Below are 25,940 nucleotides of genomic sequence, written 5' to 3'. Positions count from 1 at the left end.
GTGGAAATCGGCGTCACCCAATAACGGTAATAGGGCGGCAGGCATACCCGAGGTCCGTACTCTGCGGTAAGGTAATCGCTATCGCCGGTCATGCAAATGCTGACCGGCTGGACGGTTTTACAAGCACTGGGAGTCATCGTGAGTGTGCATCGCATCGTTGTGGTCGGCGGCGGCGCCGGCGGTCTTGAACTCGTCACCCGCCTGGGCGACAAGTACGGGCGTGGCAAGGACGTCCAGATAACGCTGGTCGACCGTTCGCTGTCGCACATCTGGAAACCGCTGCTGCATGAGGTGGCGGCCGGCGTGATGGACACGGCGACGCACCAGCTCTCTTACGTCGCGCAAGCCAACTGGCATCACTTCGAGTTCGCGGTGGGCGAGATGATCGGGCTCGATCGCGAGGCCAGGACGATTCGACTGGCGGCCGTCCCGGCGGCGGCCGACGAGGGCGAGGGCGACCTGCTGCCCGAGCGCACGCTGCCCTACGACACGCTGGTGCTCGCTCTTGGCAGCACCACCAACTTCTTCGGCGTGCCCGGCGCCCAGGAAAACACCATCGCGCTGGATACTGTCGAGCAGGCCGAACGCTTCCGTCGGCGCTTGATGGCCGTGTGCGTGCGTGCGCAGAACGCCACCGAGGCGACGGCGCTCGACGTGGCGCCGGCCGGGCCGCCGCCGTCTTCCGAGAAGAGCGACGTCGAGTCGGCGGCATCGGCGCCGGCGTCACAGACGTCACCGGTGTCGGTGGTGTCGGCGGACAGAGCGCATCCCAAGGTCAATCTCGTCATCGTCGGTGCTGGCGCGACGGGGGTGGAGTTGTCCGCCGAGTTGCGCAATACGGCCGAAGTGCTGCGCTCCTATGGATTGAAGCTCGACCCGCGCAAGGATGTCGGCATCACGATCATCGAGTCGAGTCCGCGCATTCTCAAGGCGCTGCCCGAGCGTGTGTCGGGCGCCGTGGCCGGTTTGCTCGGCAAGCTCGACGTCGACATTCTGTGTGGCGATTCGGTGGCCGAGGTCCGCAAGAACGAAGTGACCACGACCGGCGGCAAGGTGCTGCCTGCCGACATCACCGTCTGGTCCGCGGGTATCACGGCTCCGGCGGTGCTCGGCACGCTGGGGCTGGCGGTCAACCGTCTGAATCAGATCGAAGTGCTGCCGACGCTGCAAAGCAAGACAGACCCGGATATCTTCGCATTCGGCGACTGTGCGAGCTGCGAGTGGCCCGGGCACGGTTTCGTGCCGCCACGCGCGCAGGCAGCGCACCAGCAGGCGAGTTTTCTGGTCAAGGCCATCGACGCGCGCCTCGATGGGCGCAGCCTGCCGACGTTCACCTATCGCGATTTTGGCTCGCTCGTCTCGCTGGGCAAGTTCAGCGCGGTCGGCAACTTGATGGGCGGTCTTATCGGCGGCAGCATGTTCATCGAGGGGCTGTTCGCCCGGGTGATGTACACCTCGCTCTATCGCATGCATGTGGCGGCGCTGCACGGCGTGTGGCGCATGATGCTCGACACCGTGGCCAACCGTCTGCGCCGCTCGACCGTGCCGCGCGTGAAGCTGCATTGAGGGTTTGCGGTATCGATGAAGGCGCGAGCCGTTGCCCGTTTGCATTTTCGGCTGCCGGTGCGTGTGTGGTTCTCCCGCGCCCGGTCCTGCTCGTCGCTCCCTTCCCGCCATTGTGCTTGTCACTGCGCCTGTCGCCGGTTTGCGCGTGGGATGCGATCTCGGAAATGTCCGAGCCGCGTCGCGCCCTCGTCCGAGTGCAATCGCCTCCCCCTTTCTAGTAATATCCGAACGTCCGGCTCCGGTCGTGCGGTTCGCGTGCGCCGCCGCGCTTTCCAAGGCTTGCGCGATCGGCGCGCTGCCTTCGCCGGCGGCTCGTCCCGAGTCTCTGTTGACGTTTCCCTGACCTACTTCTTACCGACTCTTTTTCGTGGAGTGCGACATGTCGCAAGCGGATCTGGATAGTCTCGTGCCCGAAGTGGCGCCGCGCAACCGGCGCGATTTTCTGAAGACCGCCGTGGGTTCGGCGTTTGCCCTCGCGGTGCTGCCGGTCGCGGCGCAAACCATCACGACCGACACGCAGGGGCTCGACGCCGGCGAAGCCATGCTCGACGTGCCCGGCGTCAAGATGCCCGTCTACTACGCGAAGCCGGCAGGCAAGACGCATCTGCCGACGGTCGTGGTCGTCTCGGAGATCTTTGGCGTTCATCAACACATCGCCGACATCTGCCGACGTTTCGCCAAGCTCGGTTATCTCGCGCTCGCACCGGAGCTGTTCGCGCGGGCCGGCGATCCGCAGTCGCTGGGCACGATCGCCGAGATTCAATCGCAGATCGTCGCCAAGACGCCGGACAAGCAAGTGATGAGCGATATCGACGCGGCGGTGAAATGGGCGGTGGCCAACGGGGGCGACGAGAAGCGTCTCGGTATCACGGGCTTCTGCTGGGGCGGTCGTGTGACGTGGCTCTACGACGCGCACAACCCGAACGTGAAGGCCGCGGTGGCCTGGTACGGACGTATCGTCGGCGACAAGAGTGCCAACTTCCCGCGCAATCCGATCGACATCGCAGGCGAGTTGCACGGGCCGTTGCTCGGCCTCTATGGCGGCAAGGACACCGGCATTCCGGTGGCGAGCGTGGAGCAGGCGCATGCCGCGCTGATGAAGGGCAATGCCGCGTCGAAGGCCTCCGTGCTCAAGGTGTTCCCGAACTCGGGGCATGCGTTCTTTGCCGATTACCGCGCGAGCTACGTCGAGGCGGATGCCAAGGAGGGCTGGACGCTCGCGCTCGACTGGCTGCGCAAACACGGGGTGGCCTGAGCCGCGCGGGCGGCCGGCCCGAGTCAGGTGCCGACCGGGCAAACGGCTGGAGGGCGGGGCGCGCTGGATGTCCGTCCGGGGCGCTCTCGGCCCACGCTAACCGCCGTTTGCCTGTGACGGCAAAAGCTGGTTAAATCGCCGGCTTGCCTGCGGGAGAATCGTCATCGACGCCATTTTTGTTTTCATTGTCATTGCCACGCTGGCTTCCGGCGTGCTGAGCCTCGCCGGGGCGGCGTCGCTGTCGCTCGGGCTGCTCTCGAAGCTCATCGACAAGATGGTCAGCTTCTCGGCGGGCGTGCTGCTCGGCACCGCCTTGCTGCATCTGCTGCCGGAAAGTCTGGAGTCGCACGTCGACGCGCACGTCATCACCCGCTGGCTGCTGGGCGGACTGCTCGGCTTCTTCCTGCTGGAGAAGTTGGCGTTGCTGCGTCATAGCCATCATCACGAGGGCGATGGCCACCATCACGAGCACGGTCATGACGCACACGAAGCGGGCAAGGGCGGCTGGATGATTCTGGTGGGCAGCGCCATCCACAATTTCGCCGATGGGGTGGTGATCGCCGCGGCGTTCCTCACCGATCCGCGCCTGGGTGTGGCGGCGACGGTGTCGATCACCGTGCACGAGGTGGCGCACAAGCTTGGCGACTTCATGGTGCTGCTCAATGCGGGGTTCAAGCGTCGCAAGGCGCTGGTGCTTACGCTGGCCTCCAGCCTGACGGCGCTCGCCGGCGGGGTGCTTGGGTACTTCATGCTCGATCGTCTGCAGAGTCTGATTCCGTATTTGCTGGCGCTCGCGGCAAGCAGCTTCATCTACATCGCCGTGTCCGACTTGATGCCGCAGATGCAGCGCCGCACCTCACCGCGCGACGCGCTTCCGCAGATTCTGCTTATCGTTGTGGGACTGGCCCTCGTGGTGTGGCTCAACGGTCACGATCACGAACATGGTCACGATCATGACCACGGCAAGGGCGGCAGTGCGATGGCAATGGCGTCGTCGGAGGCGGTGAGCGAAATCGTCATCTCCGGGCGGTAGGCGCCAGACGGTGGACGGGCAGGGCGTTACCCTGCTCCATTCGGCGCCACGTGCCGGGTAAAGGCGAAACTGCGCTTCGGCGTAGTGTCCACGGAATGGAAAAGGGTGTCCCGAGGGGGCAATGCCGTTCAGTGAATCGTGTTTGTTGCTGGTCCGATCGACGAAGGGCCACGAAACACCGTAAAAAATGCCGCTTCGATTTGCGTCGAAGCGGCATTTTCGCCTTAACTGAACGGCATTGGTCCCGATAGGTGCCCTTTTGCCGCTACGAGTACACGGCAGCGCGAATCAGGCAGCGAATTACGGTTGGGCGCCGGTTGCCACCGGGCGGCGCTTGTCGGCGCACCATTCGCTCCACGATCCCGGGTAGAGGCTGGCGCCGTGCAGCCCGGCGATTTCCATGGCGAGTAGATTGTGGCACGCCGTCACCCCCGATCCGCATTGCGAAATCACCCGCTCGGACTGCCGGTCCTTGCCGAGGACCTGCATGAATTCTTCACGTAGAGTCGCGGCGGGCTTGAAGCGTCCATCCGGACCGAGGTTGTCCTTGAAGAAGCGATTCGCGGCGCCGGGAATGTGGCCGCCGATCGGATCGAGCGTCTCGTTCTCGCCGCGATAGCGGTCGGGGGCGCGCGCATCGACGACCAACCGTTCGTGCGAACTGAGGTTCCGTTCGATGGCCGCGGCGTCGGCCGTGGTGGCCAGCGGCTCACCCGGGACGAAGTCGCCCTCGGGTGGGGCTTCGGGCGGCGCGGTGTCGAGCTTGAAGCCTGCGGCCAGCCAAGCCTGCAGCCCACCGTCGAGCACGGCGACCGACTCGTGACCCAGCCAGCGTAGCAACCACCACAGGCGCGCGGCGTACATGCCGCCCTGGGCGTCGTAGGCAACGACCTGCTGCCCCTTCGACAAACCGCACGCCGCAAGCTGGCGTACGAGCGCATCGCGATCGGGCAGGGGGTGGCGGCCGTTCTTGCCCGTGGTGGTGCCGGACAGATCGTGGTCGAGGTGCGCGTAGAACGCGCCGAAGATGTGACCGTCGACATAGGCCGCCTCCCCGGCCTTGGGATCGGCGAGATCGAAACGGCAATCGAAGATGATCACCGGGGCGCCGCCACCGGCGGCGGTTTGCATCAGCGCGTCGAGATTTTGCGGGCTGATGAGCGTGGTGAAGTGCGTGTGAACCATGACGTCTCCGCAGACGGGCGTGAGGGAATCGTTCAGCGGGAACTGACCGAGCGGCTAGTCAGGAGGATGGGCTGACGCTGCGACACCGCATTGGCGCAATGTGCCGTGTGTCGCCGTCGGCACCGGAAGGGCGATTGCGGTTGCGGCGGAGGCCGTCGCACCCGTACGTCCCGATCAGGTGGTGGCCGACGGGCGGCGCAGTGCCGTCATGCCGCTCAGCACGATGAGCAGCATGCCGATCCAGCCGGCAAGTGCGGGCCAATCGTTCCAGACGAGCATGCTGATCAGTGTAGCGAAGATTACGCCGGAATATTGCAGATTCGCAGTCACGAGCGTGTTGCCGAGGCTGAAGGCCCGCGTGAGCGCCGTTTGGGCGATGAGGGCGGCAATGCCGACACCGAGCATCAGGCCGGCGCCGCGCCACGTGAGCGGGTGCAGGTCTTCGATCGCGACCCAGCCCAGGCCCAACAGTACCCCGCCCAGCGAGAAATAGAAGACGATGCGCCAGTCGGGCTCGCCGGCCGCGCCCAATTCCTTCACTTGCATGTACGCGATCGCCGAAAACACCCCGGAGACGACACCGGCAATGCCCCCGCCCCACGCCTGACTGTCGAGGGTCGGCTGCAGCAGAAGGGCCACGCCGACAAAGCCCGCGAAGATGGCGGCAACGAGCCGGAAGTCGGTGCGCAGGCTGCCGCGCATCGCGGCGGTCGCCATCACGATCAGCGAGATCCAGATCGGCGACATGTAGTTGAGCGTCATCGCCGTCGATAGCGGCAATTGCGTGAGCGAATAGAACCAGAGGCCGAGCGAGATGACGCCCGCGGTACTGCGTTTGACATGAGATCCGAGGTGCCGGGTGCGGATCGTCTGCCCACGCGCGCGCGAAATGATCAGCAATACGATCACGCCGATCAGGCTGCGGTAGAGAACGATTTCGCCGGTGTTGTACTCGTTTGCCGCCAGTTTGATGAAGAGCCCCATCAACGTGAACATGAAGGCGGAGACCAACATCCAGAGCGATTGCATGGCGAATGGGGCCGTTGGACGGCAAAGAGGCTACGAAGGGCCACGATGGGCAACAAACGAGCGGCGAAGCCGCGACGAGGAGCGACTTATGCCGGATGCCGACGCTGCTCGCAGCATGAATCGCTGCCGCAGGGTCATATGCAAAGCATGGCGACGATTCTAACGAAAACGGCGGGCGCATGGCCCGCCGTTTCGCGAATTTTTCGGCAAATATTTAATTCAGTCTCGCCCGCGCCACAGTGGCATCCACTGCGTCGTCCCAAGCGAGTGCGCGGCATTTCTCATCCGGTGAGACGATCTCTTCGTTCGTCGTTACCTTGCCGTCTTCCGCCACTTTCTGCCGCCCCAGGGAAAGGGGATCAGAAATCTCCCATCTGACGGCGCAGAAACTCATGGAAGTGCTGCATGCCATCTTCCATCGGGCTCTGGTACGGGCCGACTTCGGACACGCCGCGCTCGAACAATGCGCGACGCCCGGCGTCCATGCGCTCGGCGATCTCGTCGTCCTCGCGAGCCGTTTCCATGTAGGCGGCACGTTCCGCTTCGATGAACTCGCGCTCGAAGAGTGCGATTTCCTCGGGGTAATAGAATTCGACGATGTTCGTCGTCTTCTGCGGTCCGCGCGGAATCAGCCAGGACACCACGAGGACGTGCGGATACCACTCGATCATCAGATGCGGGTAGTACACCATCCAGATGGCGCCGAAGTCCGGCGGCACGCCTTCGCGATAGCGCAGCAGCACGTCGTGCCACTTGCGATAGATCGGACTTCCCGGTTTGGCGAGACCGTCATGCACGCCCACCGTCTGCACGCTGTACCAGTCACCGAACTCCCAGCGCAGGTCTTCGCACGAAACGAAGCTGCCCAGACCGGGGTGGAACGGCACAACGTGGTAGTCCTCGAGATAGACCTCGATGAACGTCTTCCAGTTGTAGTTACATTCGTGCACTTCGACGTGATCGAACATGAAGTTCGAGAAGTCGAGATGGTGTTCGACGCCAAGTCGTGCGAGATCGGCCTGCACATTGCGGCCTTCCGCCTCGAACAACAGGCCGTTCCAGCGTTGCAGCGGGAATTTGCCGAGGTTCAGGCAGGGTTTCTCGGGGAAGTGCGGTGCACCGAGCAATTCGCCCTTCGTATCGTAGGTCCAGCGATGAAGCGGACAGACGATATTGCGTGCGTTGCCGCGACCATTGAGCATGACCGCCTGACGATGGCGGCAGACGTTCGAGAGCAGTTCGACGCCACCATGCTCGCCCGCACCGTTGCGAACCAGCATGCGACCTTCTTGCTCGGCCGGCAGGGCGAAGTAGTCGCCTGCTTCCGGGACCATCAGTTCATGGCCCACGTAGCGGGGGCCGTGTTTGAAGAGGACTTCACGTTCACGGGCAAGGAGTGCCTCGTCGAAATACGTGTAGACCGGCAATTGGCTCGAAGCCGGTTTCAATTGCAAAGCGCTGCTTAGATTGGACATTCCCACTCCCGTCGAGCTTGAAAGCAGTGAACTACCCAACCATCGAAAAATCGATTTAGGGGAACCGACGATTATACCCGGTATGCGAAGCACGGGGCTGCTAAGTCTATGATTTGCGTTAAATATTGTCCGAAAATTGTCATCGCACGCCGTTTTGAGGCAATTTACGCTCTGCGAGCTATCGAGCTTTTGCCGTAAAATGGAACATTCGACCCGAATTTTGCGTTTATGGCCAAGACTGCAAAGTCGCAAGACGCGGTACCTGACGTACCGCAAGACCTGCCCGAGACCTACGAGGCCGCGCTCGCCGAGCTCGAACGCCTGGTGGGGCGCATGGAGGGCGGTGAGCTGGGGCTGGAGGAATCGCTCGGCGCATATCGCCGCGGCGCCGTTCTGGTGAAGTACTGCCAGGGCCTGCTCGAGAAGGTGGAGCAGCAAGTGAAGGTGCTTGAAGGCGAGACGCTCAAGCCGCTCGAAGCGACACGCGACGAGTAACGACCCGGTGGCCCGGGAAGACTCCCGGGGCGACTCAATGACACGCACGGCCTGAAGGGTACGTGCAGGACGAAGACGATGGCGGATCAGAATATCAAGGCCTGGATGCAGGCAGTACAGGCCCGTGTGGAGCAGGCGCTCGACGCCGCGCTGCCCAAGGCGGTCGATGGCGGCTCGGCGCGACTCAATGAATCGATGCGATATGCCGTGCTCGGCGGCGGCAAGCGCGTGCGTCCGCTGCTGTGCTTCGCCGCGGGCGAAGTGACGCAGGCCAGCGAGTCGGCGCTCGATCGCGCCGCGTGCGCCGTGGAGATGATTCACGCCTATTCGCTGGTGCACGACGACCTGCCGTGCATGGATGACGACGAGTTGCGCCGAGGCAAGCCCACGGTGCATGTGCAATATGACGAAGCGACCGGCCTGTTGGCCGGCGACGCGCTGCAGACGCAGGCGTTCGTGCTGCTGGGCGAAGCCACGGGCGATCTGAGTGCTGCCCAGTCGCTCGCGCTGGTGCGCGAACTGGCGCTGGCCTCGGGCGCGCTCGGCATGGCCGGCGGCCAGGCGATCGATCTGGAGAGCGTCGGCATCAAGCTTACCCAGACGCAACTGGAGAACATGCACCGCCTGAAGACGGGTGCGCTGCTGCGCGCATCGTTGCGTATGGGGGCAATCTGCGGTCGTGCGCTGTCGGACGACGAGACCGTGGCGCTCGACGCCTATGCGGCCGCCGTCGGACTGGCCTTCCAGGTGGTGGACGACATTCTCGACGCGACCGCCGATTCCGCCACGCTGGGCAAGACGGCGGGCAAGGACGCCGCCAACGACAAGCCGACGTACGTATCGCTCATGGGCCTGGAGGGCGCGCGCGCCTACGCCGAAAAGCTACGGGCCGATGCGCACAAGGCGAGCGGGTCGCTGGGCAACGCGGACCGTCTGCGTGCGTTGGCCGATTACGTGGTCGATCGCATCAACTGAGCGGACGGGTTTCAGGACGGCCCCCGGGTAGTCAGGGATCGCGAGATCCCCGGGGCGGTTGCAGTAGACACAAGCAAGGGGCAAGGAGGGTCGGCGCATCTCCCCACAGAACGCCGGCAGGAGATCGGGACAGTGCACAGGGGGCGCTGCCCGATAAAACGCCTATATATGGAACGACGATGTACGAACTGTTAAATACCATCGATGACCCGGCTGCGTTGCGGCGTCTGGAGCGTCGCCAACTTGCGCCGTTGGCCGAAGAGCTGCGCGCTTTCGTGCTCGAGAGCGTATCGCGCACTGGCGGGCACCTGTCGTCCAATCTCGGCACGGTCGAGTTGACGATCGCGTTGCATTACGTGTTCAACACGCCGGAAGATCGCATCGTCTGGGATGTGGGGCATCAAAGCTATCCGCACAAGATCCTGACCGGCCGCCGCGAGGCGATGGCCACGCTGCGTCAACTCGGCGGCATCTCGGGCTTCCCGAAGCGCGATGAATCGCCGTACGACACGTTCGGCACGGCGCACTCGAGCACGTCGATTTCCGCGGCGCTCGGCATGGCGCTCGGCGCACGGACGAAGGGCGAGAACCGCTTCGGCATCGCCGTGATCGGCGATGGTGCAATGACCGCCGGCATGGCCTTCGAAGCGATGAACAACGCCGGCGTCCATGAAGACGTGCCGCTGCTCGTCATCCTGAACGACAACGACATGTCGATCTCGCCGCCGGTCGGCGCGCTCAACCGCTATCTGGCGCGCCTGATGTCCGGGCGTTTCTACGCGGCGGCGAAGAAGGGCGTGGAGAAGGTGCTGAGCGTGGCGCCGCCGATGCTGGAGCTGGCGCGCAAATTCGAGGAACACGCCAAGGGCATGGTCGTGCCGGCCACGATGTTCGAGGAGTTCGGCTTCAACTACATCGGCCCGATCGACGGTCACGACCTTGATTCGCTGATTCCGACGCTCGAGAACATCAAGAATCTGAAGGGGCCGCAATTCCTGCACGTGGTCACGCGCAAGGGTTACGGCTACAAGCTGGCGGAAGCCGATCCGGTGCTGTACCACGGTCCGGGCAAGTTCAATCCGGCCGAAGGCATCAAGCCGAGCACGAGCAGCAAGAAGACGTACACGCAAGTGTTCGGTGACTGGCTATGCGACATGGCGGCGGCCGACGAGCGTGTGGTCGGCATCACGCCGGCGATGCGCGAAGGCTCTGGCATGGTCGAGTTCGAAAAGCGTTTCCCCGAGCGTTACTACGACGTCGGCATCGCCGAGCAGCACGCCGTGACGTTCGCCGGCGGCATGGCGACCGAAGGGCTCAAGCCGGTCGTGGCGATCTATTCGACGTTCCTGCAGCGCGGCTACGATCAACTGATTCACGACGTGGCGCTGCAGAACCTGCCTGTCCTCTTCGCGCTCGATCGCTCGGGGCTCGTCGGCGCCGACGGTGCCACGCACGCGGGCGCGTACGACGTGGCTTATCTGCGTTGCATCCCGAACATGGTCGTGATGGCGCCGTCGGATGAAAACGAATGTCGCCAGATGCTTTACACGGGCGTGCAGATCGACGGACCGTCGGCCGTGCGCTATCCGCGTGGCGCCGGTACCGGCGCGGCCATCGAGCAGACGATGACTGCGCTGCCGATCGGCAAGGGCGTCGTGCGTCGCGAAGGTCGTGCCGAAGCCGGGCGTCGGGTGGCGATTCTGGCGTTCGGCAGCATGGTGGCCCCGGCGCTCGCCGCCGCGGAACAGCTGGACGCCACCGTGGCGGACATGCGCTTCGTCAAGCCGATCGACGACGAATTGATCGCGCGTCTGGCGCAAACGCACGACTACCTCGTGACGGTCGAAGAGGGCTGCATTATGGGCGGCGCAGGCTCCGCCGTTGCGGAATCCCTGCTCGCCGGTGGGGTTACTCGCCCCGTACTACAATTGGGCCTGCCCGATTGCTTCATCGATCACGGCGACCCGGCATTGTTGCTGGCGTCGGTCGGCCTTGATGCGGCGGGCATTGCGAAGTCGATCTGCACACGCTTCGACCTGCAGCCGGTGGCGCAGGGCGAGGGCGCGCAGAAGGCCACGAAACTCGTCGCCTGAGCGTCCGGCAGTCCTCGACATTCGAACGATCCGGCTCGCACGCCGGATCGTTTTCATTTTGAAGTGCGTCATTTTCATTCCGTGCCGGGGTTCTCCGGCATGTTCCCGATGACACTGGCCTGAGCCTCGCGAGCCGTGCATCGGATACGTTTGCCCATTGCCTCCCCCAGTCGGCTTGCCGGCAAAGAAGGATAATTCGATGAACCAGATGAACCCCGCTTTCGTAATGCCGGACGTGCAGAGCAGCGTCGACACGCGGCAGATCCCGATTCAGCGTGTTGGTGTGCGCGGTGTGCGTCATCCGCTGTCGGTGCGCCTGGCCGGTGGCGACGTGCAGGCCACCGTGGGCCTGTTCAATCTCGATGTGCATCTGCCTGCCGACCAGAAGGGCACGCATATGTCGCGCTTCGTCGCGTTGCTCGAAGCGCATCGTGCGCCGCTCGACATGGCCGCGTTCCGCGCCATGCTCGGCGACATGCTCCAGAAGCTCGAAGCCGAGGCTGGCCGCATCGAGGTGACGTTCCCGTACTTCATCAACAAGACGGCGCCGGTCTCGGGCGTGCAAAGCCTGCTCGACTACGAGGTGACGCTTACCGGTGACGTGCGCGACGGTGTCACGCGCGTGTGGCTCAAGGTGCTCGTGCCGGTCACGAGCCTGTGCCCGTGCTCGAAGAAGATCTCGCAGTACGGCGCGCACAACCAGCGCTCGCACATCACGATCGATGCGGAAGTCTCGGAGGACATCGCCGTCGAAGAACTTGTGCGGATGGCAGAAGAAGAGGCCTCTTGCGAACTGTGGGGGCTGCTCAAGCGTCCGGACGAGAAATTCGTGACCGAGCGCGCCTACGAGAATCCGAAGTTCGTGGAAGACCTCGTGCGCGACGTCGCCACGCGTCTGAACCACGAGTCGCGTGTTGTGGCGTACTTGCTGCAGGCCGAGAACTTCGAATCGATTCACAACCACAGCGCCTACGCCGTGATTGAGCGCGACAAGCGCCTGGCTGCCTGATAGTGCGGGTGCACGAGAATCAAAAAACCGCTCCGAGGAGCGGTTTTTTTATCAATGGACGACCCAAGGATCGCGGTGCGGGTGTCAGGCCTCGCGCACGATATCGGCAAGATCCCAGCGCGGCCGCACGGTGTACGCGTATTCGCTGTCGGCTTCGTCCGGCCAGTGCTTGAGGCGCATGGCGCCCGCGAACGCAATCATGGCCCCGTTATCGGTGCAGAACGCAAGGTCCGGGTAGTGCACACGATAGCCGCGGCGGCGCGCCGCTTCGTTCAGCCCGGCGCGCAATTGAGCGTTGGCGCCGACGCCGCCCGCCACGACCAGCGTTTTCATGCCGGTTTGCTTGAGGGCGGCCATCGATTTGGCGACGAGCACGTCGACAATGGCGTCGACGAACCCGCGTGCGAGGTCTGCCTTTTCCTGCTCGCAGACATTGCCGCCGAGGTGGCGCACCTGCGTGAGCACGGCCGTCTTCAAGCCGCTGAAGCTGAAGTCGAGATTGCCCGAGTGTTTCATCGGGCGCGGCAAGTCGTAGCGCCCGGGCGTACCGAAGTCGGCCAGGCGCGAGACGGCCGGCCCGCCCGGATAGCCGAGCCCCAACAGCTTGGCCGTTTTGTCGAAGGCCTCGCCGGCGGCGTCGTCGAGCGTTTCGCCGAGCATTGCGTACCGACCGAACGCCCGCACTTCCATCAATTGCGTATGTCCGCCGGAAACCAGGAGGGCGACGAAGGGGAAGTCGGGGGCATCCGGCGCGAGTAGCGGGGAGAGCAAGTGGCCCTCGAGGTGATGCACGCCGACGACCGGGCGGTCGAGTGCGAATGCCAGGGCGTTCGCAATGCTCGCGCCCACGAGGAGCGCGCCGGCGAGTCCGGGGCCCTGGGTGTAGGCGATGGCGTCGACGGCGCTGAGCGGCTTGCCCGCCTGGGCGAGCACCTCCTCGGCGAGCGGCAGGGCGCGACGGATGTGGTCGCGCGAGGCCAGTTCGGGCACGACGCCGCCGTACTCGCGGTGCATGGCGATCTGCGAATGCAGCGCGTGCGAGAGCAGGCCCGCCTCCGTGTCGTACAGGGCGAGTCCGGTTTCGTCGCAGGAGCTTTCAATGCCTAGAACCAGCATGGCGGGGGAGGGATACGCGCAGCGTCAATGAATGGGACAACCGGGAAGTATACCAGTCGGCCCCGTCACCCGCCGGTTACAATGCGCGCCATGGAAAAGTTCGATGTAGCGATTGTGGGCGCCGGTGCGGCCGGCCTGATGTGCGCGGCCGTGGCCGGGCAGCTCGGGCTGCGCGTGGTGCTCATCGATCACGCCACGCGTCTGGCCGAGAAGATTCGAATCTCCGGCGGCGGACGCTGCAATTTCACCAATATCAACGCCGGGCCGGCCAACTATCTGTCCGAGAACCCGCGTTTTTGCCGCTCCGCGCTGGCCCGCTATACGCCGCGCGACTTCCTTGATCTGCTGGCCCGTCACCGCATTGCGTGGCACGAGAAGCATCGTGGTCAGCTCTTCTGCGACGAGAGTGCGGAAGACATCATCGAAATGCTCCGCAAGGAGTGTGCGGCGGGCCATGTCCACTGGCGCATGCCGTGCGCCGTGCACACCGTCGTTCATACCACGGCGGGCGGGGCGCATCCCTATCATTTGACGACAGATGCGGGGCATATCGCCGCAAAACGCTTGGTCATCGCGACCGGCGGCCTGTCGATTCCCAAGATCGGGGCGACGGACTGGGGCTACCGGATCGCGCGTCAATTCGGGCTGAGCATCGTCGAGCCGCGTCCGGCGCTGGTGCCGCTGATGTTCGACGCCTCGACATGGGCGCCGTTTGCGGGCCTCTCGGGGCTGTCGCTCGAAGTCGACGTGAGCACAGGGAAGGGCAAGGAAGCAGGCAACTTTCTCGAAGACCTGCTTTTCACGCACCGGGGGCTGTCCGGCCCAGCCATTCTGCAGATCTCGAGTTTCTGGATGCCCGGCCAGCCCATCACGCTGAACCTGGCGCCGACGTCGGACATCGAGGCGGCACTCCTCGAGGCGAAGGCGACATCGAAGCGTCAGTTGGGCAATCTGCTGGCGCAGTGGGTGCCGGCAAGGCTGGCCGACGCCTGGGTCGCCAACGGTGGGCTCTTGCCCCAGGTGCGCGTGCAGGAATTGTCGGACAAGGTGCTGCGCGCGCTCGCCCAGGCATTTTCCAGCTGGACGCTCAAACCTTGCGGCTCGGAAGGCTGGCGCAAGGCGGAGGTCACGCGTGGCGGTGTGGATACGCGAGCCCTGTCGTCCGCCACGCTCGAAGCGCGCGCGCAGCCGGGGCTGCACTTCATCGGCGAGGTCGTCGACGTGACGGGCTGGCTTGGTGGCTACAACTTCCAGTGGGCCTGGGCATCGGCGGTGGCCTGTGCCCAGGCGATGTCCGAAAGCGTACGGGCGGAGCGGGCGAGGGGCGACGCGCTGTCATAGACGGTTGCTGGCACGCTATGGTAGGCTCTCCCCTTCGTGGAGACGGCGAAAAAATTGCACTTTTTGGCGTTTTGGGTTGTTTTCGGGACGCGTTCGGATCCGGGCTGGCATGATTTCCGCGGATTTTCCCCCGCATTGCCGGCGTCGTCGTGCGGTCCGGGGAGCGCCCCAGTCTCCAGCGAACCCGCTTGTGATCGCGCGCGTGAGCGTATTCGTCAAGCGGGTTTTTGTGCTTTTTGCGCCCGAGCGCTCTGGCGCCGGTGTATCGGCTGCGTACGCGGGAGGCGCAGGTCACATGCCGGTCGTCCTTTTCTTTGGGGCGGCATGCACTACACTGAAACGTACTCGAATTCCGGAATCCCTGCTCATGAGTCTTAAAGAACGCATCAACGAAGACATGAAGACGGCCATGCGTGCCAAAGCCGCCGACAAACTGGGGACCATTCGGTTGCTGCTCGCGGCAATCAAGCAAAAGGAAGTTGACGAGCGCATCACTCTCGATGACGCGGCTACCGTTGCCATCGTCGACAAGCTGATCAAACAACGCAAGGATTCCATCAGTCAGTTCGAGGCCGCCGGCCGTCAGGATCTGGCCGACAAGGAGGCCGCCGAGCTCGTCGTCCTCCAGGTCTACATGCCGCAACAGCTCTCGGCGGACGAGGTCGCGCAGGCAGTCAAGGCTGCCGTGGCTCAGACGGGAGCTGCCGGTCCGCAGGACATGGGCAAGGTGATGGGCGTGCTCAAGAGCCAGTTGGCCGGCCGGGCCGACATGACGGCCGTGTCCGCGCAAGTGAAGGCGGCGTTGGCTGCGTAATCCGGTAGTGCGGCCGGCGCCTGTCGCGCGTGCGACGGTGCGCCTCCGCGTTGCGATGGCATCGATCCAGTGATTCCCCAGTCATTTCTGCAGGATTTGCTCAACCGCGTCGATATTGTCGAGGTGGTGGGTCGTTATGTGCAGTTGAAGAAGGGCGGGGCGAACTTCATGGGGCTGTGCCCCTTTCATAATGAGAAGTCGCCCTCATTTACGGTAAGTCCCACCAAGCAGTTCTATCACTGCTTCGGGTGCGGCGCGCACGGCAGCGCGATCAGCTTTCTGATGGAGCATGCCGGACTCGGATTTGTTGAAGCTGTCGAGGAGTTGGCCCGCAACGTAGGGCTGGACGTGCCGCGTGAAGCGCCGCTGCCGGGCGCGCCGCCCGCCGCCGCCCAGCGTGCCCAGACCCTCGGTCTGGTCGACGTCATGACGCGCGCTTGCGATTACTACCGCAAGCAGTTGCGCGGGGCGCCGGCGGCCATCGATTATTTGAAGCGACGTGGGCTGACGGGTGAAATCGCTGCGCATTTCGGTCTGGGATTTGCCCCGGATGCGTGGCAGAACCTGGAAGCGGCGTTCCCGAATTACCGTGACGATCAACTGCTCGAAGCAGGCCTGGTCATCGAAAGCGACAAGGGCGAGGCGGGCGGCACGAAACGCCGTTACGATCGCTTCCGCGACCGGATCATGTTCCCGATCCGCAATACCAAGGGGCAGGTGATCGCCTTTGGCGGACGGGTGCTGGACAAGGGGGAGCCGAAATATCTGAACTCGCCGGAGACACCGCTCTTCAGCAAGGGCAGTGAGCTTTACGGTCTGTTCGAGGCGCGAGTCGGGATTCGCGACGCAGGCTATGTGCTGGTGGTCGAAGGCTATATGGATGTCGTCGCGCTGGCCCAGCTTGGCTTCCCGCAGGCCGTAGCGACGCTCGGTACCGCGTGCACGCCGATGCATGTCCAGAAGCTGTTGCGCCAGACCGAGACGGTGGTGTTCAGCTTCGACGGCGATGCGGCCGGGCGCCGTGCGGCGCGCCGCGCCCTCGAAGCGTGTCTGCCGCATGCCGATGACAACCGGAGTTTCAAGTTTCTGTTTTTGCCGAGCGAGCACGATCCGGACAGTTACGTGCGCGAGCACGGTACGCAGGCCTTCGCCGACGAAGTGGCGCGTGCCATGCCAATGTCGCAGTTTCTGATTGGCGAGGTGACGGCCGGCAAGGAAATGCATCAGCCCGAGGGCCGGGCGCGTGCGCTGTTCGAGGCCAAGCCGTTGCTGCAGCAGATGCCGGCGAACGCGCTGCGTGGCCAGATTCTTCACGCCCTGGCCGAGCGGGTGGGAAGTACGGTCGAGGAAGTCGCGGAGTTGTGCGAGTTGCAGATCAGCGCTGCGCGCCGCCAGAATCCCTGGGATAAGGCGCCTGCGAAGCGCGAAAAGCGCCGGGTGGTCGGCACGGAACATCGGGCGTTGCAGAACTTGCTCATGTTCCCGGTGCTCGGAAACGAATTGACCGAGGAAGAGACCAAGATATTGCAGAACGTGCGACATCACGCCGAGATTTTCTCGGAGGTGCTGGCGCATTGTCATGAAATGGGCGCGCAGGCGGATTTTCGCTTCATGTCCGATCGACTGCGGTCATCGCCGAATTGGGCGAGTTTCGACGACATTCTGCGAGAGATCCTGTCGTTTGAGGAAAACGCCCGCGATTTGCTGTTGTTCGATCCGGCCGACGAGGCCCAGATCGAGCGGCGAGAAGAACAGATTACGTTGCGGCTTACCGAACTGCGCAGCGCCATTCGGCGCCTGCAGTACGACGGGTTGTGCGAAGAGCTGGAGACGATTTTCAAGCGGCCGTCACTGACGTCCGAGGAATTGCGCCATGCACAGGCGCTGTCGCGGCAACGCGACGAGTTGAAGCGATTGCTGGCTACGGCCGGCACGGGAGGCGCGCGAAGTTGAGGTAAGCCCGCGTGCTATAATGAAAAGTTTTCAGTGGGCTGTTTTCTGGCAAGCGAGATCGCTATGGCAAAGATGACAACGACCAGCGGAAAAAAGACGGTTATCCCTGTACCGAAGGCAAAGCGCGCGGCGAGCGCGGCGGCGGCGTCCGGTGGGAGGGGGGCGTCTCGCTCTGCGAAGGCTGGCGTTGAAGCGAAGGCCGGCAAGGTTGCGCAAGCCACCAAGAAAACGGCCAGCCAGGCAAGTTCGGCGAAACGTACTACGACGACGCAAGTAAAGGCAGCCGCCGGCGCAAAATCGAAGACGACCGGCAAGACGGCTGCGAAGGTGACCGATGTCACCAAGCGTGCGAGTGCGACCGCCGCGAAGGTGGGGACTGCGAAGGCGGTCAAGCCGACGGTGAAGTCCGAGCCGCCCGTCAAGGGGACGAAGGCAGTATCGGCCACCAAGGCGACGGCAGGCGGGAAACCGCAGGCCCGACAACCCGCTGAAAAAAGCGCGAAGAGCGCAACTACCGCCAAGGCTTCGAGCCAGGCGGGCCGTAGTACGCCTGCGACGCAGGCCCCACGCAAGACCGGGGTCTCACGCAAAACCGAGGCTGTGGAGGTCGCGCCGGCAACCGTTGAGCCATCCGTCCAAAAGACGCGTGGTCGGGCCGCGAAGACCGCCGCTTCGGCGGAGCAGAACGTCGCAGCGAATACTAGTGATCAACCCGTGAACGAAGATCAGACCAAAGTGGAAAAGCAGAAGGCGCGTGATCGCCGGGCAAAAGAGAAAGCACTGCTCAAGGACGCATTTTCCTCGCACCAGCCCGGTACGGCCGAGGAACTTGAGGAGCGTCGCGGCAAACTGAAGGCACTGATCAAGCTGGGCAAGGAACGTGGCTTCCTCACCTTCGCAGAGATCAACGACCACTTGCCCGACGAGTTGGTGGAGAGCGAGGCGATCGAGGGCGTGATCGGCACGTTCAACGACATGGGCATTGCCGTGTACGAGCGGGCGCCCGATGCCGAAACGCTGCTGCTCAACGACAACGCGCCGAATGCCGCGTCGGACGATGAAGTCGAGGAAGAGGCCGAAGCGGCGCTGTCGACAGTCGATTCCGAGTTTGGCCGCACGACCGACCCGGTGCGTATGTACATGCGTGAGATGGGCACGGTCGAGCTGCTTACGCGTGAGGGTGAAATCGAGATCGCCAAGCGCATCGAGGAAGGCTTGAAGCACATGGTGCAAGCCATTTCCGCGTGCCCGACGACGATTGCCGAGATTCTGGCGATGGCCGAGAAGGTCGAGCGTGAGGAAATGCGCATCGACGAGGTGGTCGACGGCCTGATCGATCCGAATGCGGAGACCGAAGCGGCCGCCGGATCTTCCGACGACGAGGACTTCGACGCTGACGCCGAAGAGGAAGCCGAGGAAGAGGAAGAAGGCGACGAGGAAGATGACAGCAGCGGCAGCGGCGGCGGTGCTTCGGCAGCGCAGGTCGAGCAGCTCAAGCGTGATTCGCTCGCCAAGTTCGCCGTGATCGCCGACTGGTTCGGCAAGATGCGTCGTGCGTTCGAGAAGGAAGGCTATCAGTCGAAGCCGTATGTGAAGGCTGGCGAGTCGATCCAGGCGGAGCTGATGACGATCCGCTTCACGGCGCGTACGGTCGAGCGTCTGTGCGACACGCTGCGTTCGCAGGTGGACGAAGTGCGCAATATCGAGCGTGCGATCCTGAACATCGTGGTCGACAAGTGCGGTATGCCCCGTGCGGATTTCGTGTCGCGCTTCCCGGGCAACGAAACCAATCTCGACTGGATCTACACGGTTGTGGCCGATAACAAGGCGTACAGCTCGGTGGTCGAGCGCAACGTGCCGGCCGTGCAGGAGCTGCAGCAGAAGCTGATCGATCTGCAGGCGCGCGTGGTGTTGCCGTTGGCCGAGTTGAAGGACGTCAACCGCAAGATGTCGGAAGGCGAGCGTCGTGCCCGCAAGGCCAAGCGCGAGATGACCGAAGCGAACCTGCGTCTGGTGATTTCGATTGCGAAGAAGTACACGAACCGTGGCCTGCAGTTCCTGGATCTGATCCAGGAGGGCAACATCGGCTTGATGAAGGCGGTGGACAAGTTCGAATACCGTCGTGGTTACAAGTTCTCGACGTACGCGACGTGGTGGATCCGTCAGGCCATCACGCGTTCGATCGCGGACCAGGCGCGTACCATCCGTATTCCGGTGCACATGATCGAGACGATCAACAAGATGAACCGGATTTCGCGTCAGATTCTGCAGGAGACCGGTGTCGAGCCGGATCCGGCGACGCTGGCCGAGAAGATGGAGATGCCGGAGGACAAGATCCGCAAGATCATGAAGATCGCGAAGGAGCCGATCTCCATGGAAACGCCGATCGGTGACGACGACGATTCACATTTGGGAGATTTCATCGAAGATACTGGCACGGTAGCTCCTGCCGACGCCGCATTGCATGGTAGTATGCGCGACGTCGTGAAGGACGTGCTCGATTCGCTGACGCCGCGTGAGGCCAAGGTGCTGCGCATGCGTTTCGGTATCGAAATGAGCACGGACCACACGCTCGAGGAAGTGGGCAAGCAGTTTGACGTGACGCGTGAGCGTATTCGTCAGATCGAAGCCAAGGCGCTGCGCAAGCTGCGTCACCCGAGCCGTTCCGACAAGCTCAAGTCGTTCCTCGAAGGCAATTGATTGCCGCTGAGCGAGCGCCAGTCGTTCCGGGCCGTTAGCTCAGCGGTTAGAGCAGGGGACTCATAATCCCTTGGTCGCTGGTTCGAACCCAGCACGGCCTACCAAAAAACGTTTTTGTTTCAACACTTTACGCCGCTCTGACCAGCGGCGTTTTTCTTTGTGCGCCCAGCATGGACGCACTCCTGCGGGTGCAAGTCCCGCGACAAGCTGGTCACAGTGAGGAAGTGAAGCGCAACTGCATGAGGGTGGGCTCGCCACCACACGCTTCTGCAAGCCATCAACCAAAGTCGCTGACGTTGCTCACATAGCAGGACTGGCCTGCGAGCGCGGCTACGACGCTGTGACTGGACGCGGAAACTAAGAACATTCCGATTGAGGCTGGCATTGCACGGCGGGAGAATACTGGACTCCTATGCGAGTGTAGCTCAATGGTAGAGCAGAAGCCTTCCAAGCTTATGACGAGGGTTCGATTCCCTTCACCCGCTCCAGTATGGAAGCGTGGCCGAGCGGTTTAAGGCACTGGTCTTGAAAACCAGCGATGGGCAACTGTCCGTGAGTTCGAATCTCACCGCTTCCGCCAGCCGGGACGTTAGCTCAGATGGATAGAGCAACAGCCTTCTAAGCTGTAGGTCGCTGGTTCGATTCCAGCACGTCTCACCATACGGGCCTCTAGCTCATGCCTGGTTAGAGCAGCGAACTCATAATTCGTTGGTGCCGCGTTCGACTCGCGGGAGGCCCACCAACCCATTCGTTTATTCGTTCTAGGCTGCGGGTCGAGCTAGCCGGACGTTCGATGGAGAAATATGCGCGGAAAGCTTGTGGTAGTCGGCATTGTGTTGGCCTCAACTGTCGCCCATGCGCCTCCGCCGTGTAGAAGTTCAGACTTGATCTGACAGTAAGGTCTTGCCAAGAGGTGGGGTTACCCGTTTTGATAGAGGTGCGAATCTTCATCAAGACAGCGCGCAAGCGCCAAGGAGTAACCCCATGAGTAGTCTCAACCAAAATGTCATTCGCCACAAGATCTGGCTGCTGAATCTGGCCACCGAGTTGGGCAACGTATCGAAAGCCTGCAAGGTGGAGGGCCTGTCGCGAGACACGTTCTATCGCTACCAGAACGCAGTGGCCGAAGGCGGCGTCGAAGCCCTGTTCGAGAGCAACCGACGTAAGCCAAACCCGAAGAACCGAGTTGAACAAGCGACGGAAGTGGCGGTTCTGGACTATGCCACCGAGCAACCTGCGCACGGTCAGGTGCGCGCCAGCAACGAACTGCGCCAGCGCGGCATTTTCGTGTCGCCATCGGGTGTTCGGTCGATTTGGCTGCGCAACGATCTATCGTCCTTCAAGCAGCGGCTCTCGGCCCTGGAAAAGCTCGTTGCCGAACGAGGCATCGTTCTGACCGATGCCCACGTGAGCGTGTTGGAGAGAAAGCAGGACGACGATCTGGCCCACGGCGAAATCGAAACCGCCCACCCCGGCTATCTGGGATCGCAGGATACCTTCTACGTCGGAACCATCAAAGGTGTTGGCCGGATCTACCAGCAGACCTTTGTCGACACCTACAGTAAGGTGGCCATAGCCAAGCTGTACACCACCAAGACGCCGATCACCGCCGCGGATCTGTTGAACGACCGGGTGTTGCCGTGCTTCGAGGAGCACGGCATGGGCGTCATCCGCATGCTGACCGACCGAGGCACAGAGTATTGCGGCAAACCCGAAGCGCACGACTACCAGCTATATCTGGCTTTGATCGACATTGAGCACACCAGGACCAAGACGCGACATCCCCAGACGAACGGCATCTGCGAACGCTTCCACAAAACCATCCTGCAAGAGTTCTATCAAGTCGCGTTCCGGCGCAAGCTTTATCTCTCGCTCGACGAGTTGCAGACGGATCTCGATGCATGGCTGGCCTACTACAACTGCGAGCGAACCCACCAAGGTAAGATGTGCTGTGGTCGGACTCCGCTCCAAACTCTGATCGCGGGAAAGGAGGCGTGGAAAGAGAAAATCACTGATTCGAATCTGATCTGACAGTCGCGCACCGTCAAAACGGGTAACTGTCAGATCGGGTCGCGACTTCTACAAATCATTGATATGACTGCGTTTTCTCTTTTGCTTATTTCTAGGTAATTCCTACCCAGACCGGACCAAAATGGGTTGAATTTCAAGGGTAGGAGTTGCCTGCATAAGCTTACGCAGCAAGGGTGTCAGGTCCTCATCTCGGTGGTTGAATCGGTAGCACGTTTCAGCCAAATAAAGATGGAAGAATTTGCTGGGTACGCCGCGGTACGGATAGAGCCAATTCTTGGCGTAGCTCCAGAAGCCTTCGATGCCGTTGATATGGTCCCTGCCAACTGGCTTGCCCTTCTCCTTGCGCACCACGACATGCCCGCCTCGTAACCTCAAGGTGGCATAGGCCTGCCAAGCATCGGTGTAGTACAGCGAACCCTCGCGGGTGTGAGCTTGGATCTGCTCCATGATGGCAGCTTGGTCGTGCTGGGCAATCGGCGCGGCCTTCACTTCGCCGTTGCGTTTCACAATGCCGAAGACCACCACCTTGCCCGCAGCCCCCCAGCCCCGTTTGCCGTGCCGAGCCCCGCCAAACGTGGTTTCGTCGCATTCCAGGGCTCCGGCGAACGGCTCACGCAACTGCTCCTGCTGAGCCATGCAGGCACGGACTAGCCGGTAGAAACGCTCGCGCGATTTGGCGCTGACCGACCGATCAAAACGCTGCCGATACACCGGCACTCCCAGTACAAACAACTCCAGCAAGCGCGTCTTCTCGCGACTGCTCAGACGCACCGAATCCCAAACAGAGGTCCAACTGAATCGCTTGCCGCAGGCACGGCACTTGAGCCGTCCATCGGACAGTTTGTAGGGCCTGCTCGCGGAACACTCAGGACATCGTTTCATCGTCGGACCAGGGTAACTCTGGTCCGGTTTGGGTGGGAATTACCTATTTCTAGGCAGTAAGATTCATAATCTCTTGGCCGCTGGTTCGAACCCAGCACGGCCTACCAATATCCACGCGGCTTTCCGCGCGTTCTTTGAAGATGCCAGCCCTTTGTGGCGGGCATTTTTTCGCCCTGAGCTTCGGTCTACGTCGCCACGGCTTGCCTGCCGGCATTCTGCAACCTTTTCCGTGCCTCGGGCGTCAGCTTGCCATTTCGCACGAACGCTCTTATCGTGTGCCCATTCAAACCATGGGCCCACGCCCACTTTACGACGTTTAAGCCGCGGTCGACGGCCAGTGCGGCATCCAGGTTCCGTAAGTCGTCCGCCCCCACCCACCTAAAGCGCCTCGGTTTTCCGTTGGCCACATCCAACTGGTTCTGTGCCTCCGGCGTCAATGCGCCGTTGGACACATTGTGGACTATTGTCCGGGGGTGAAGGTCGTTCTCTCGTGCCCACTCTGCCACGTTAAGCCCGGGGTCGAGGGACAGCGCGTCACTTAGCGCCTGCAGGACGTCCACCCTCCGCTTTTCCATGGCTCGGCGCGGATCCAACCGCTTCTGTGCCTCCGGCGTCAGCTTGCCTTCGAGCACATTATTCTTCACTGTTCGAGCATGAAGGTGGTTCGCATGCGCCCACGCCGTCACGTCAAGGTCGGAGTCGAGGGCCAGGGCATCACGCAAATTTCGCAAGTCGCTCGTTTCCATGTTCCTGAGGCGCGGCGCTTTTCCGTCGACCGGATCCAGCCGACTCTGCGCCTCCGGCGTCAGCGCGCCGTTATGTACATAATTCTCGATTGTCCGGGAATGATAGTGGCGCTCTCGCGCCCACTCCGCCACGTTGAGCTCGCGGTCGAGGGCCAGCGCGTCACGCAGCGCCCGCAGGACATCCACTCCCACTTTCCTATGGCTCGGCGCTTTCCCGCCCGCCAGATCCAACTGATTTTCTACCCTCGGCAACAGCGCGCCTTCAAAGACATAACTCTGTACTGTCCGGGGCTGAAGGCCGTTCATTCGCGCCCACGCTGCCACGTTGAGCCCCTTGTTCAGGGCCAGCGCGTCACGCAGCGCCCGCAGGTCGTCCCTCCCCACCTTCCTACGGTGCGGCGTTTTCACGCCACCCCGCTCCAACCGATGCTGTGCCTCCTGTGTCAGCGCGCCTTCAAATACATAGTTCTTCATCGTCCGAGGGTGAAGGTGGTTCGCTCGCGCCCACTCCGCCACGTTGAGCCCGCGGTCGAGGGCCAGCGCGTCACGCAGCGCTCGCAGGACATCCACGTTCACCACCTTCCTACGGCGCGGCGTTTTCTCGTCGCCCCGATCCAATCGATTTCGTGCTTCCGGCGTCAGCTCACCTTGGTAGACATAGCCCGTTATTGTTTGAACATTAAGATCGTTCATTCGCGCCCACGCTGCCACGTTGAGCCTCCTGTTCAGGGCCAGCGCGTCACGCAGCGCCCGCAAGGTCTCGACGCTTATCCTTCTGCGTGAGATTTTTCTTGCAGGAGGCAAATCAGCCTCTCCCCCGCCATCTGCATGTGGGGGCGCTGCCCGCTTTTGCCCTGCGCGCGCTCCTCCGTGGAGGGGCGGTTGTTGGACCGAACCCGACGGTCCATCGATCAACGCCTCGATATTGGCATGCGGCGTTGGACTGAACAGCCCCAAGGCCAGCAGGTCCGGTGTTGCGAGGGAGGACGGCCGTTGGTCCGGGCCCGGCAGTGCGCCGACTGACGCGCCGACATTGGCCCGCTGCTCCGGTGCGCCATGCATGTACATCAGCACCCCCTCGGGTATCAGCATTGGCGTTTCAAGGTGTTGCTCGAAGTTCTTTTGAATAGTCTCAAACCTGTCCAATTGCTGCGATGTTCCGGGGGACGGCGGTTGTTGGAGGAAGTACAGAAAGGCGTTCACAGTTCCGGTATGAGCACGCTGCTCCGTTTGCTTACAGGTTTGATCTGTCTGGTACACCCAGTATACGTCGCCCCCAACGGTAGTCGGCTGTGTCGAAGTTGATGTCCATTGGTTCACGTTTTCCGGGGATGATCCGGCGCCCATTCTGAGGGGGGGCAGGAGTTGGCCCAAACTCGAGGGCGGATAGAACAATCCACCAACCTGACGCACTTCACGTACGCTGGTGCCAAATGAGTTTGGTTGCGTTGATGTTGGTGTCGCAGGCCGGGCGGACGTTGAGGTCGTCACGGAAGGGTGAGAGGGCGAGGCCCCGGCACCGAAAACGGGATACATGTATTTTTCTCACGGTAGTTTTTTTGTTTGCGACGTGCTCCTAATTACCGGCGGCACAGCGCATATATTTTCATTGTCACCGAGGCGGTGCCATCCGCACTTGCATAAATCGCTCTTTTGCACCTCGCAATTGTAGTTTGAGAAGATTACGCATTTCGAAAATCGACTACGCTGCTGAAAATTCTGGCTGCCGTCCAGAGTAATTGGTCCGAAGTAATTAATTTGTTGACTGACTGAAAATCGGCGCCTATAAACCGAACAGAATAGTTCGGATATCGATGAGGGGGTCGAATGGCAGAGGTGATGGCGGGTATTCAAACAGCGCTCGATATTGCCGCCAAGCTTCGTGCGCTCACGAAAAAGCTGCAGGATGCCGAATTCAGCATGCTTGTTGCAGAACTCAATATGCAACTCGCAGATACAAAGCTGGAGATTGCCGCGCTCAAAACAGAGTTTGCGAAGGAGGTGGAGCAAAAGGAGAGGCTCCGCCGCGCGGCTTTCGCATAAAGCGGAGCGAAAGCGAGTTTGACTGACGGCGGATATCGTTTCGAGGGCGATGACGCTTTATATCGCACTGAGTACTTTGATTCCGAGCAGAAGAAATTCCGATCAGAACCCGTTTCTCGCTGGCTCGAATCCAGCACGGCCTACCCATGAAGTAAGAAATCCCTTGACGGCGACGTCGTGACGTCAAGGGATTTTTGTC

19 protein-coding genes and 5 tRNA genes are annotated in these 25,940 nt (G+C 62.2%); 18 read left to right on the top strand and 6 right to left on the bottom strand.

Annotated elements, in window-relative coordinates; genetic code table 11:
- Positions 1-144: 144 nt before the first annotated feature.
- The 3 genes from RO07_RS16285 (at position 145) to RO07_RS16275 (ending at position 3,854) form a co-directional block, all read left to right on the top strand.
- Positions 145-1,566: an NAD(P)/FAD-dependent oxidoreductase gene (locus RO07_RS16285; RefSeq protein WP_039415793.1), complete on the top strand. Its 1,422-nt coding sequence runs from the start codon at positions 145-147 to the stop codon at positions 1,564-1,566.
- A gap of 379 nt (positions 1,567-1,945) precedes the next feature.
- Positions 1,946-2,821 carry a dienelactone hydrolase family protein gene (locus RO07_RS16280; protein ID WP_039412407.1) on the top strand — a complete coding sequence of 292 codons (876 nt, stop codon included), beginning with the start codon at positions 1,946-1,948 and terminating at the stop codon, positions 2,819-2,821.
- A gap of 211 nt (positions 2,822-3,032) precedes the next feature.
- A complete protein-coding gene (locus RO07_RS16275) occupies positions 3,033-3,854 on the top strand; it encodes a ZIP family metal transporter (protein WP_052267385.1) in 822 nt (273 codons plus the stop codon).
- Positions 3,855-4,154: 300 nt separating this feature from the next.
- Here RO07_RS16275 and RO07_RS16270 read toward each other — a convergent pair whose 3' ends face one another.
- From RO07_RS16270 to RO07_RS16260, 3 genes are all read right to left on the bottom strand, one after another.
- A complete protein-coding gene (locus tag RO07_RS16270; RefSeq protein WP_039412404.1) occupies positions 4,155-5,039 on the bottom strand; it encodes a sulfurtransferase in 885 nt (294 codons plus the stop codon).
- Between the two features lie 174 nt (positions 5,040-5,213).
- A complete protein-coding gene (locus RO07_RS16265) occupies positions 5,214-6,068 on the bottom strand; it encodes a DMT family transporter (protein WP_039412401.1) in 855 nt (284 codons plus the stop codon).
- 359 nt (positions 6,069-6,427) lie between these two features.
- Positions 6,428-7,543 carry an aromatic ring-hydroxylating oxygenase subunit alpha gene (locus tag RO07_RS16260; protein WP_039412399.1) on the bottom strand — a complete coding sequence of 372 codons (1,116 nt, stop codon included), beginning with the start codon at positions 7,541-7,543 and terminating at the stop codon, positions 6,428-6,430.
- 228 nt (positions 7,544-7,771) lie between these two features.
- Between RO07_RS16260 and RO07_RS16255 the strand changes: the two genes are divergently transcribed.
- The 4 genes from RO07_RS16255 (at position 7,772) to folE2 (ending at position 12,115) form a co-directional block, all read left to right on the top strand.
- Positions 7,772-8,038, top strand: coding sequence for an exodeoxyribonuclease VII small subunit (locus RO07_RS16255; protein ID WP_039412397.1), 267 nt, complete (start codon positions 7,772-7,774; stop codon positions 8,036-8,038).
- Between the two features lie 78 nt (positions 8,039-8,116).
- A complete protein-coding gene (locus RO07_RS16250; protein WP_039412394.1) occupies positions 8,117-9,013 on the top strand; it encodes a polyprenyl synthetase family protein in 897 nt (298 codons plus the stop codon).
- Between the two features lie 179 nt (positions 9,014-9,192).
- Positions 9,193-11,106 carry a 1-deoxy-D-xylulose-5-phosphate synthase gene (gene dxs, locus RO07_RS16245; RefSeq protein WP_039412390.1) on the top strand — a complete coding sequence of 638 codons (1,914 nt, stop codon included), beginning with the start codon at positions 9,193-9,195 and terminating at the stop codon, positions 11,104-11,106.
- A gap of 199 nt (positions 11,107-11,305) precedes the next feature.
- On the top strand, positions 11,306-12,115 hold the full coding sequence (folE2, locus tag RO07_RS16240; protein WP_039412387.1) for a GTP cyclohydrolase FolE2: 810 nt from the start codon (positions 11,306-11,308) through the stop codon (positions 12,113-12,115).
- A gap of 84 nt (positions 12,116-12,199) precedes the next feature.
- Here the strand turns inward: folE2 and tsaD are convergent, their stop codons facing one another.
- Positions 12,200-13,231, bottom strand: a complete 1,032-nt coding sequence (tsaD, locus tag RO07_RS16235) for a tRNA (adenosine(37)-N6)-threonylcarbamoyltransferase complex transferase subunit TsaD (protein ID WP_039412383.1) — start codon at positions 13,229-13,231, stop codon at positions 12,200-12,202.
- 90 nt (positions 13,232-13,321) lie between these two features.
- Here tsaD and RO07_RS16230 point away from each other — a divergent pair, with 90 nt between their 5' ends.
- The 10 genes from RO07_RS16230 to RO07_RS16180 all read left to right on the top strand — a co-directional run bounded on the left by RO07_RS16230 (position 13,322) and on the right by RO07_RS16180 (position 22,070).
- The gene (locus RO07_RS16230) at positions 13,322-14,572 is read left to right on the top strand and encodes a BaiN/RdsA family NAD(P)/FAD-dependent oxidoreductase (RefSeq protein ID WP_039415790.1); all 1,251 of its coding nucleotides are present in this window, start codon (positions 13,322-13,324) and stop codon (positions 14,570-14,572) included.
- Positions 14,573-14,939: 367 nt separating this feature from the next.
- Positions 14,940-15,386, top strand: a complete 447-nt coding sequence (locus RO07_RS16225) for a GatB/YqeY domain-containing protein (RefSeq protein ID WP_039412381.1) — start codon at positions 14,940-14,942, stop codon at positions 15,384-15,386.
- Between the two features lie 69 nt (positions 15,387-15,455).
- A complete protein-coding gene (gene dnaG, locus RO07_RS16220; protein WP_039412379.1) occupies positions 15,456-17,339 on the top strand; it encodes a DNA primase in 1,884 nt (627 codons plus the stop codon).
- A 63-nt stretch (positions 17,340-17,402) separates the two neighbouring features.
- Positions 17,403-20,039: an RNA polymerase sigma factor RpoD gene (gene rpoD / locus RO07_RS16210; protein ID WP_084072648.1), complete on the top strand. Its 2,637-nt coding sequence runs from the start codon at positions 17,403-17,405 to the stop codon at positions 20,037-20,039.
- A 28-nt stretch (positions 20,040-20,067) separates the two neighbouring features.
- Positions 20,068-20,143, top strand: a tRNA-Ile gene (locus RO07_RS16205).
- 310 nt (positions 20,144-20,453) lie between these two features.
- Positions 20,454-20,527 (top strand) — tRNA-Gly (locus tag RO07_RS16200).
- 4 nt (positions 20,528-20,531) lie between these two features.
- Positions 20,532-20,619, top strand: a tRNA-Ser gene (locus RO07_RS16195).
- A 3-nt stretch (positions 20,620-20,622) separates the two neighbouring features.
- A tRNA-Arg gene (locus RO07_RS16190) sits at positions 20,623-20,699 on the top strand.
- A gap of 3 nt (positions 20,700-20,702) precedes the next feature.
- A tRNA-Ile gene (locus RO07_RS16185) sits at positions 20,703-20,781 on the top strand.
- Positions 20,782-21,023: 242 nt separating this feature from the next.
- Positions 21,024-22,070 carry an IS481 family transposase gene (locus RO07_RS16180; protein ID WP_039412372.1) on the top strand — a complete coding sequence of 349 codons (1,047 nt, stop codon included), beginning with the start codon at positions 21,024-21,026 and terminating at the stop codon, positions 22,068-22,070.
- Positions 22,071-22,172: 102 nt separating this feature from the next.
- On the opposite strand, the gene RO07_RS16175 is transcribed toward RO07_RS16180, so the two are convergent.
- Both RO07_RS16175 and RO07_RS16170 read right to left on the bottom strand, forming a co-directional pair.
- Positions 22,173-22,952, bottom strand: a complete 780-nt coding sequence (locus RO07_RS16175; RefSeq protein ID WP_425325271.1) for an IS1595 family transposase — start codon at positions 22,950-22,952, stop codon at positions 22,173-22,175.
- Between the two features lie 185 nt (positions 22,953-23,137).
- Positions 23,138-24,901: a hypothetical protein gene (locus RO07_RS16170; RefSeq protein ID WP_115089100.1), complete on the bottom strand. Its 1,764-nt coding sequence runs from the start codon at positions 24,899-24,901 to the stop codon at positions 23,138-23,140.
- Positions 24,902-25,525: 624 nt separating this feature from the next.
- On the opposite strand from RO07_RS16170, the gene RO07_RS16165 reads away from it, so the two are divergent.
- On the top strand, positions 25,526-25,741 hold the full coding sequence (locus RO07_RS16165) for a hypothetical protein (RefSeq protein ID WP_039412366.1): 216 nt from the start codon (positions 25,526-25,528) through the stop codon (positions 25,739-25,741).
- Positions 25,742-25,940: the final 199 nt, after the last annotated feature.

It is taken from the genome of Pandoraea pulmonicola (assembly GCF_000815105.2).
Lineage (GTDB): Bacteria > Pseudomonadota > Gammaproteobacteria > Burkholderiales > Burkholderiaceae > Pandoraea > Pandoraea pulmonicola.
This window is presented reverse-complemented; position numbering and strand designations above follow the sequence as displayed.

Bases quoted from the DNA above. Each gene is read 5' to 3' on its own strand.
- RO07_RS16280 (WP_039412407.1), top strand. From the start codon at position 1,946: ATGTCGCAAGCGGATCTGGATAGTCTCGTGCCCGAAGTGGCGCCGCGC.
- RO07_RS16270 (WP_039412404.1), bottom strand. From the start codon at position 5,039: ATGGTTCACACGCACTTCACCACGCTCATCAGCCCGCAAAATCTCGAC.
- RO07_RS16265 (WP_039412401.1), bottom strand. From the start codon at position 6,068: ATGCAATCGCTCTGGATGTTGGTCTCCGCCTTCATGTTCACGTTGATG.
- RO07_RS16260 (WP_039412399.1), bottom strand. From the start codon at position 7,543: ATGTCCAATCTAAGCAGCGCTTTGCAATTGAAACCGGCTTCGAGCCAA.
- RO07_RS16255 (WP_039412397.1), top strand. From the start codon at position 7,772: ATGGCCAAGACTGCAAAGTCGCAAGACGCGGTACCTGACGTACCGCAA.
- RO07_RS16250 (WP_039412394.1), top strand. From the start codon at position 8,117: ATGGCGGATCAGAATATCAAGGCCTGGATGCAGGCAGTACAGGCCCGT.
- dxs (WP_039412390.1), top strand. From the start codon at position 9,193: ATGTACGAACTGTTAAATACCATCGATGACCCGGCTGCGTTGCGGCGT.
- folE2 (WP_039412387.1), top strand. From the start codon at position 11,306: ATGAACCAGATGAACCCCGCTTTCGTAATGCCGGACGTGCAGAGCAGC.
- tsaD (WP_039412383.1), bottom strand. From the start codon at position 13,231: ATGCTGGTTCTAGGCATTGAAAGCTCCTGCGACGAAACCGGACTCGCC.
- RO07_RS16230 (WP_039415790.1), top strand. From the start codon at position 13,322: ATGGAAAAGTTCGATGTAGCGATTGTGGGCGCCGGTGCGGCCGGCCTG.
- RO07_RS16225 (WP_039412381.1), top strand. From the start codon at position 14,940: ATGAGTCTTAAAGAACGCATCAACGAAGACATGAAGACGGCCATGCGT.
- rpoD (WP_084072648.1), top strand. From the start codon at position 17,403: ATGGCAAAGATGACAACGACCAGCGGAAAAAAGACGGTTATCCCTGTA.
- RO07_RS16180 (WP_039412372.1), top strand. From the start codon at position 21,024: ATGAGTAGTCTCAACCAAAATGTCATTCGCCACAAGATCTGGCTGCTG.
- RO07_RS16175 (WP_425325271.1), bottom strand. From the start codon at position 22,952: ATGAAACGATGTCCTGAGTGTTCCGCGAGCAGGCCCTACAAACTGTCC.
- RO07_RS16165 (WP_039412366.1), top strand. From the start codon at position 25,526: ATGGCAGAGGTGATGGCGGGTATTCAAACAGCGCTCGATATTGCCGCC.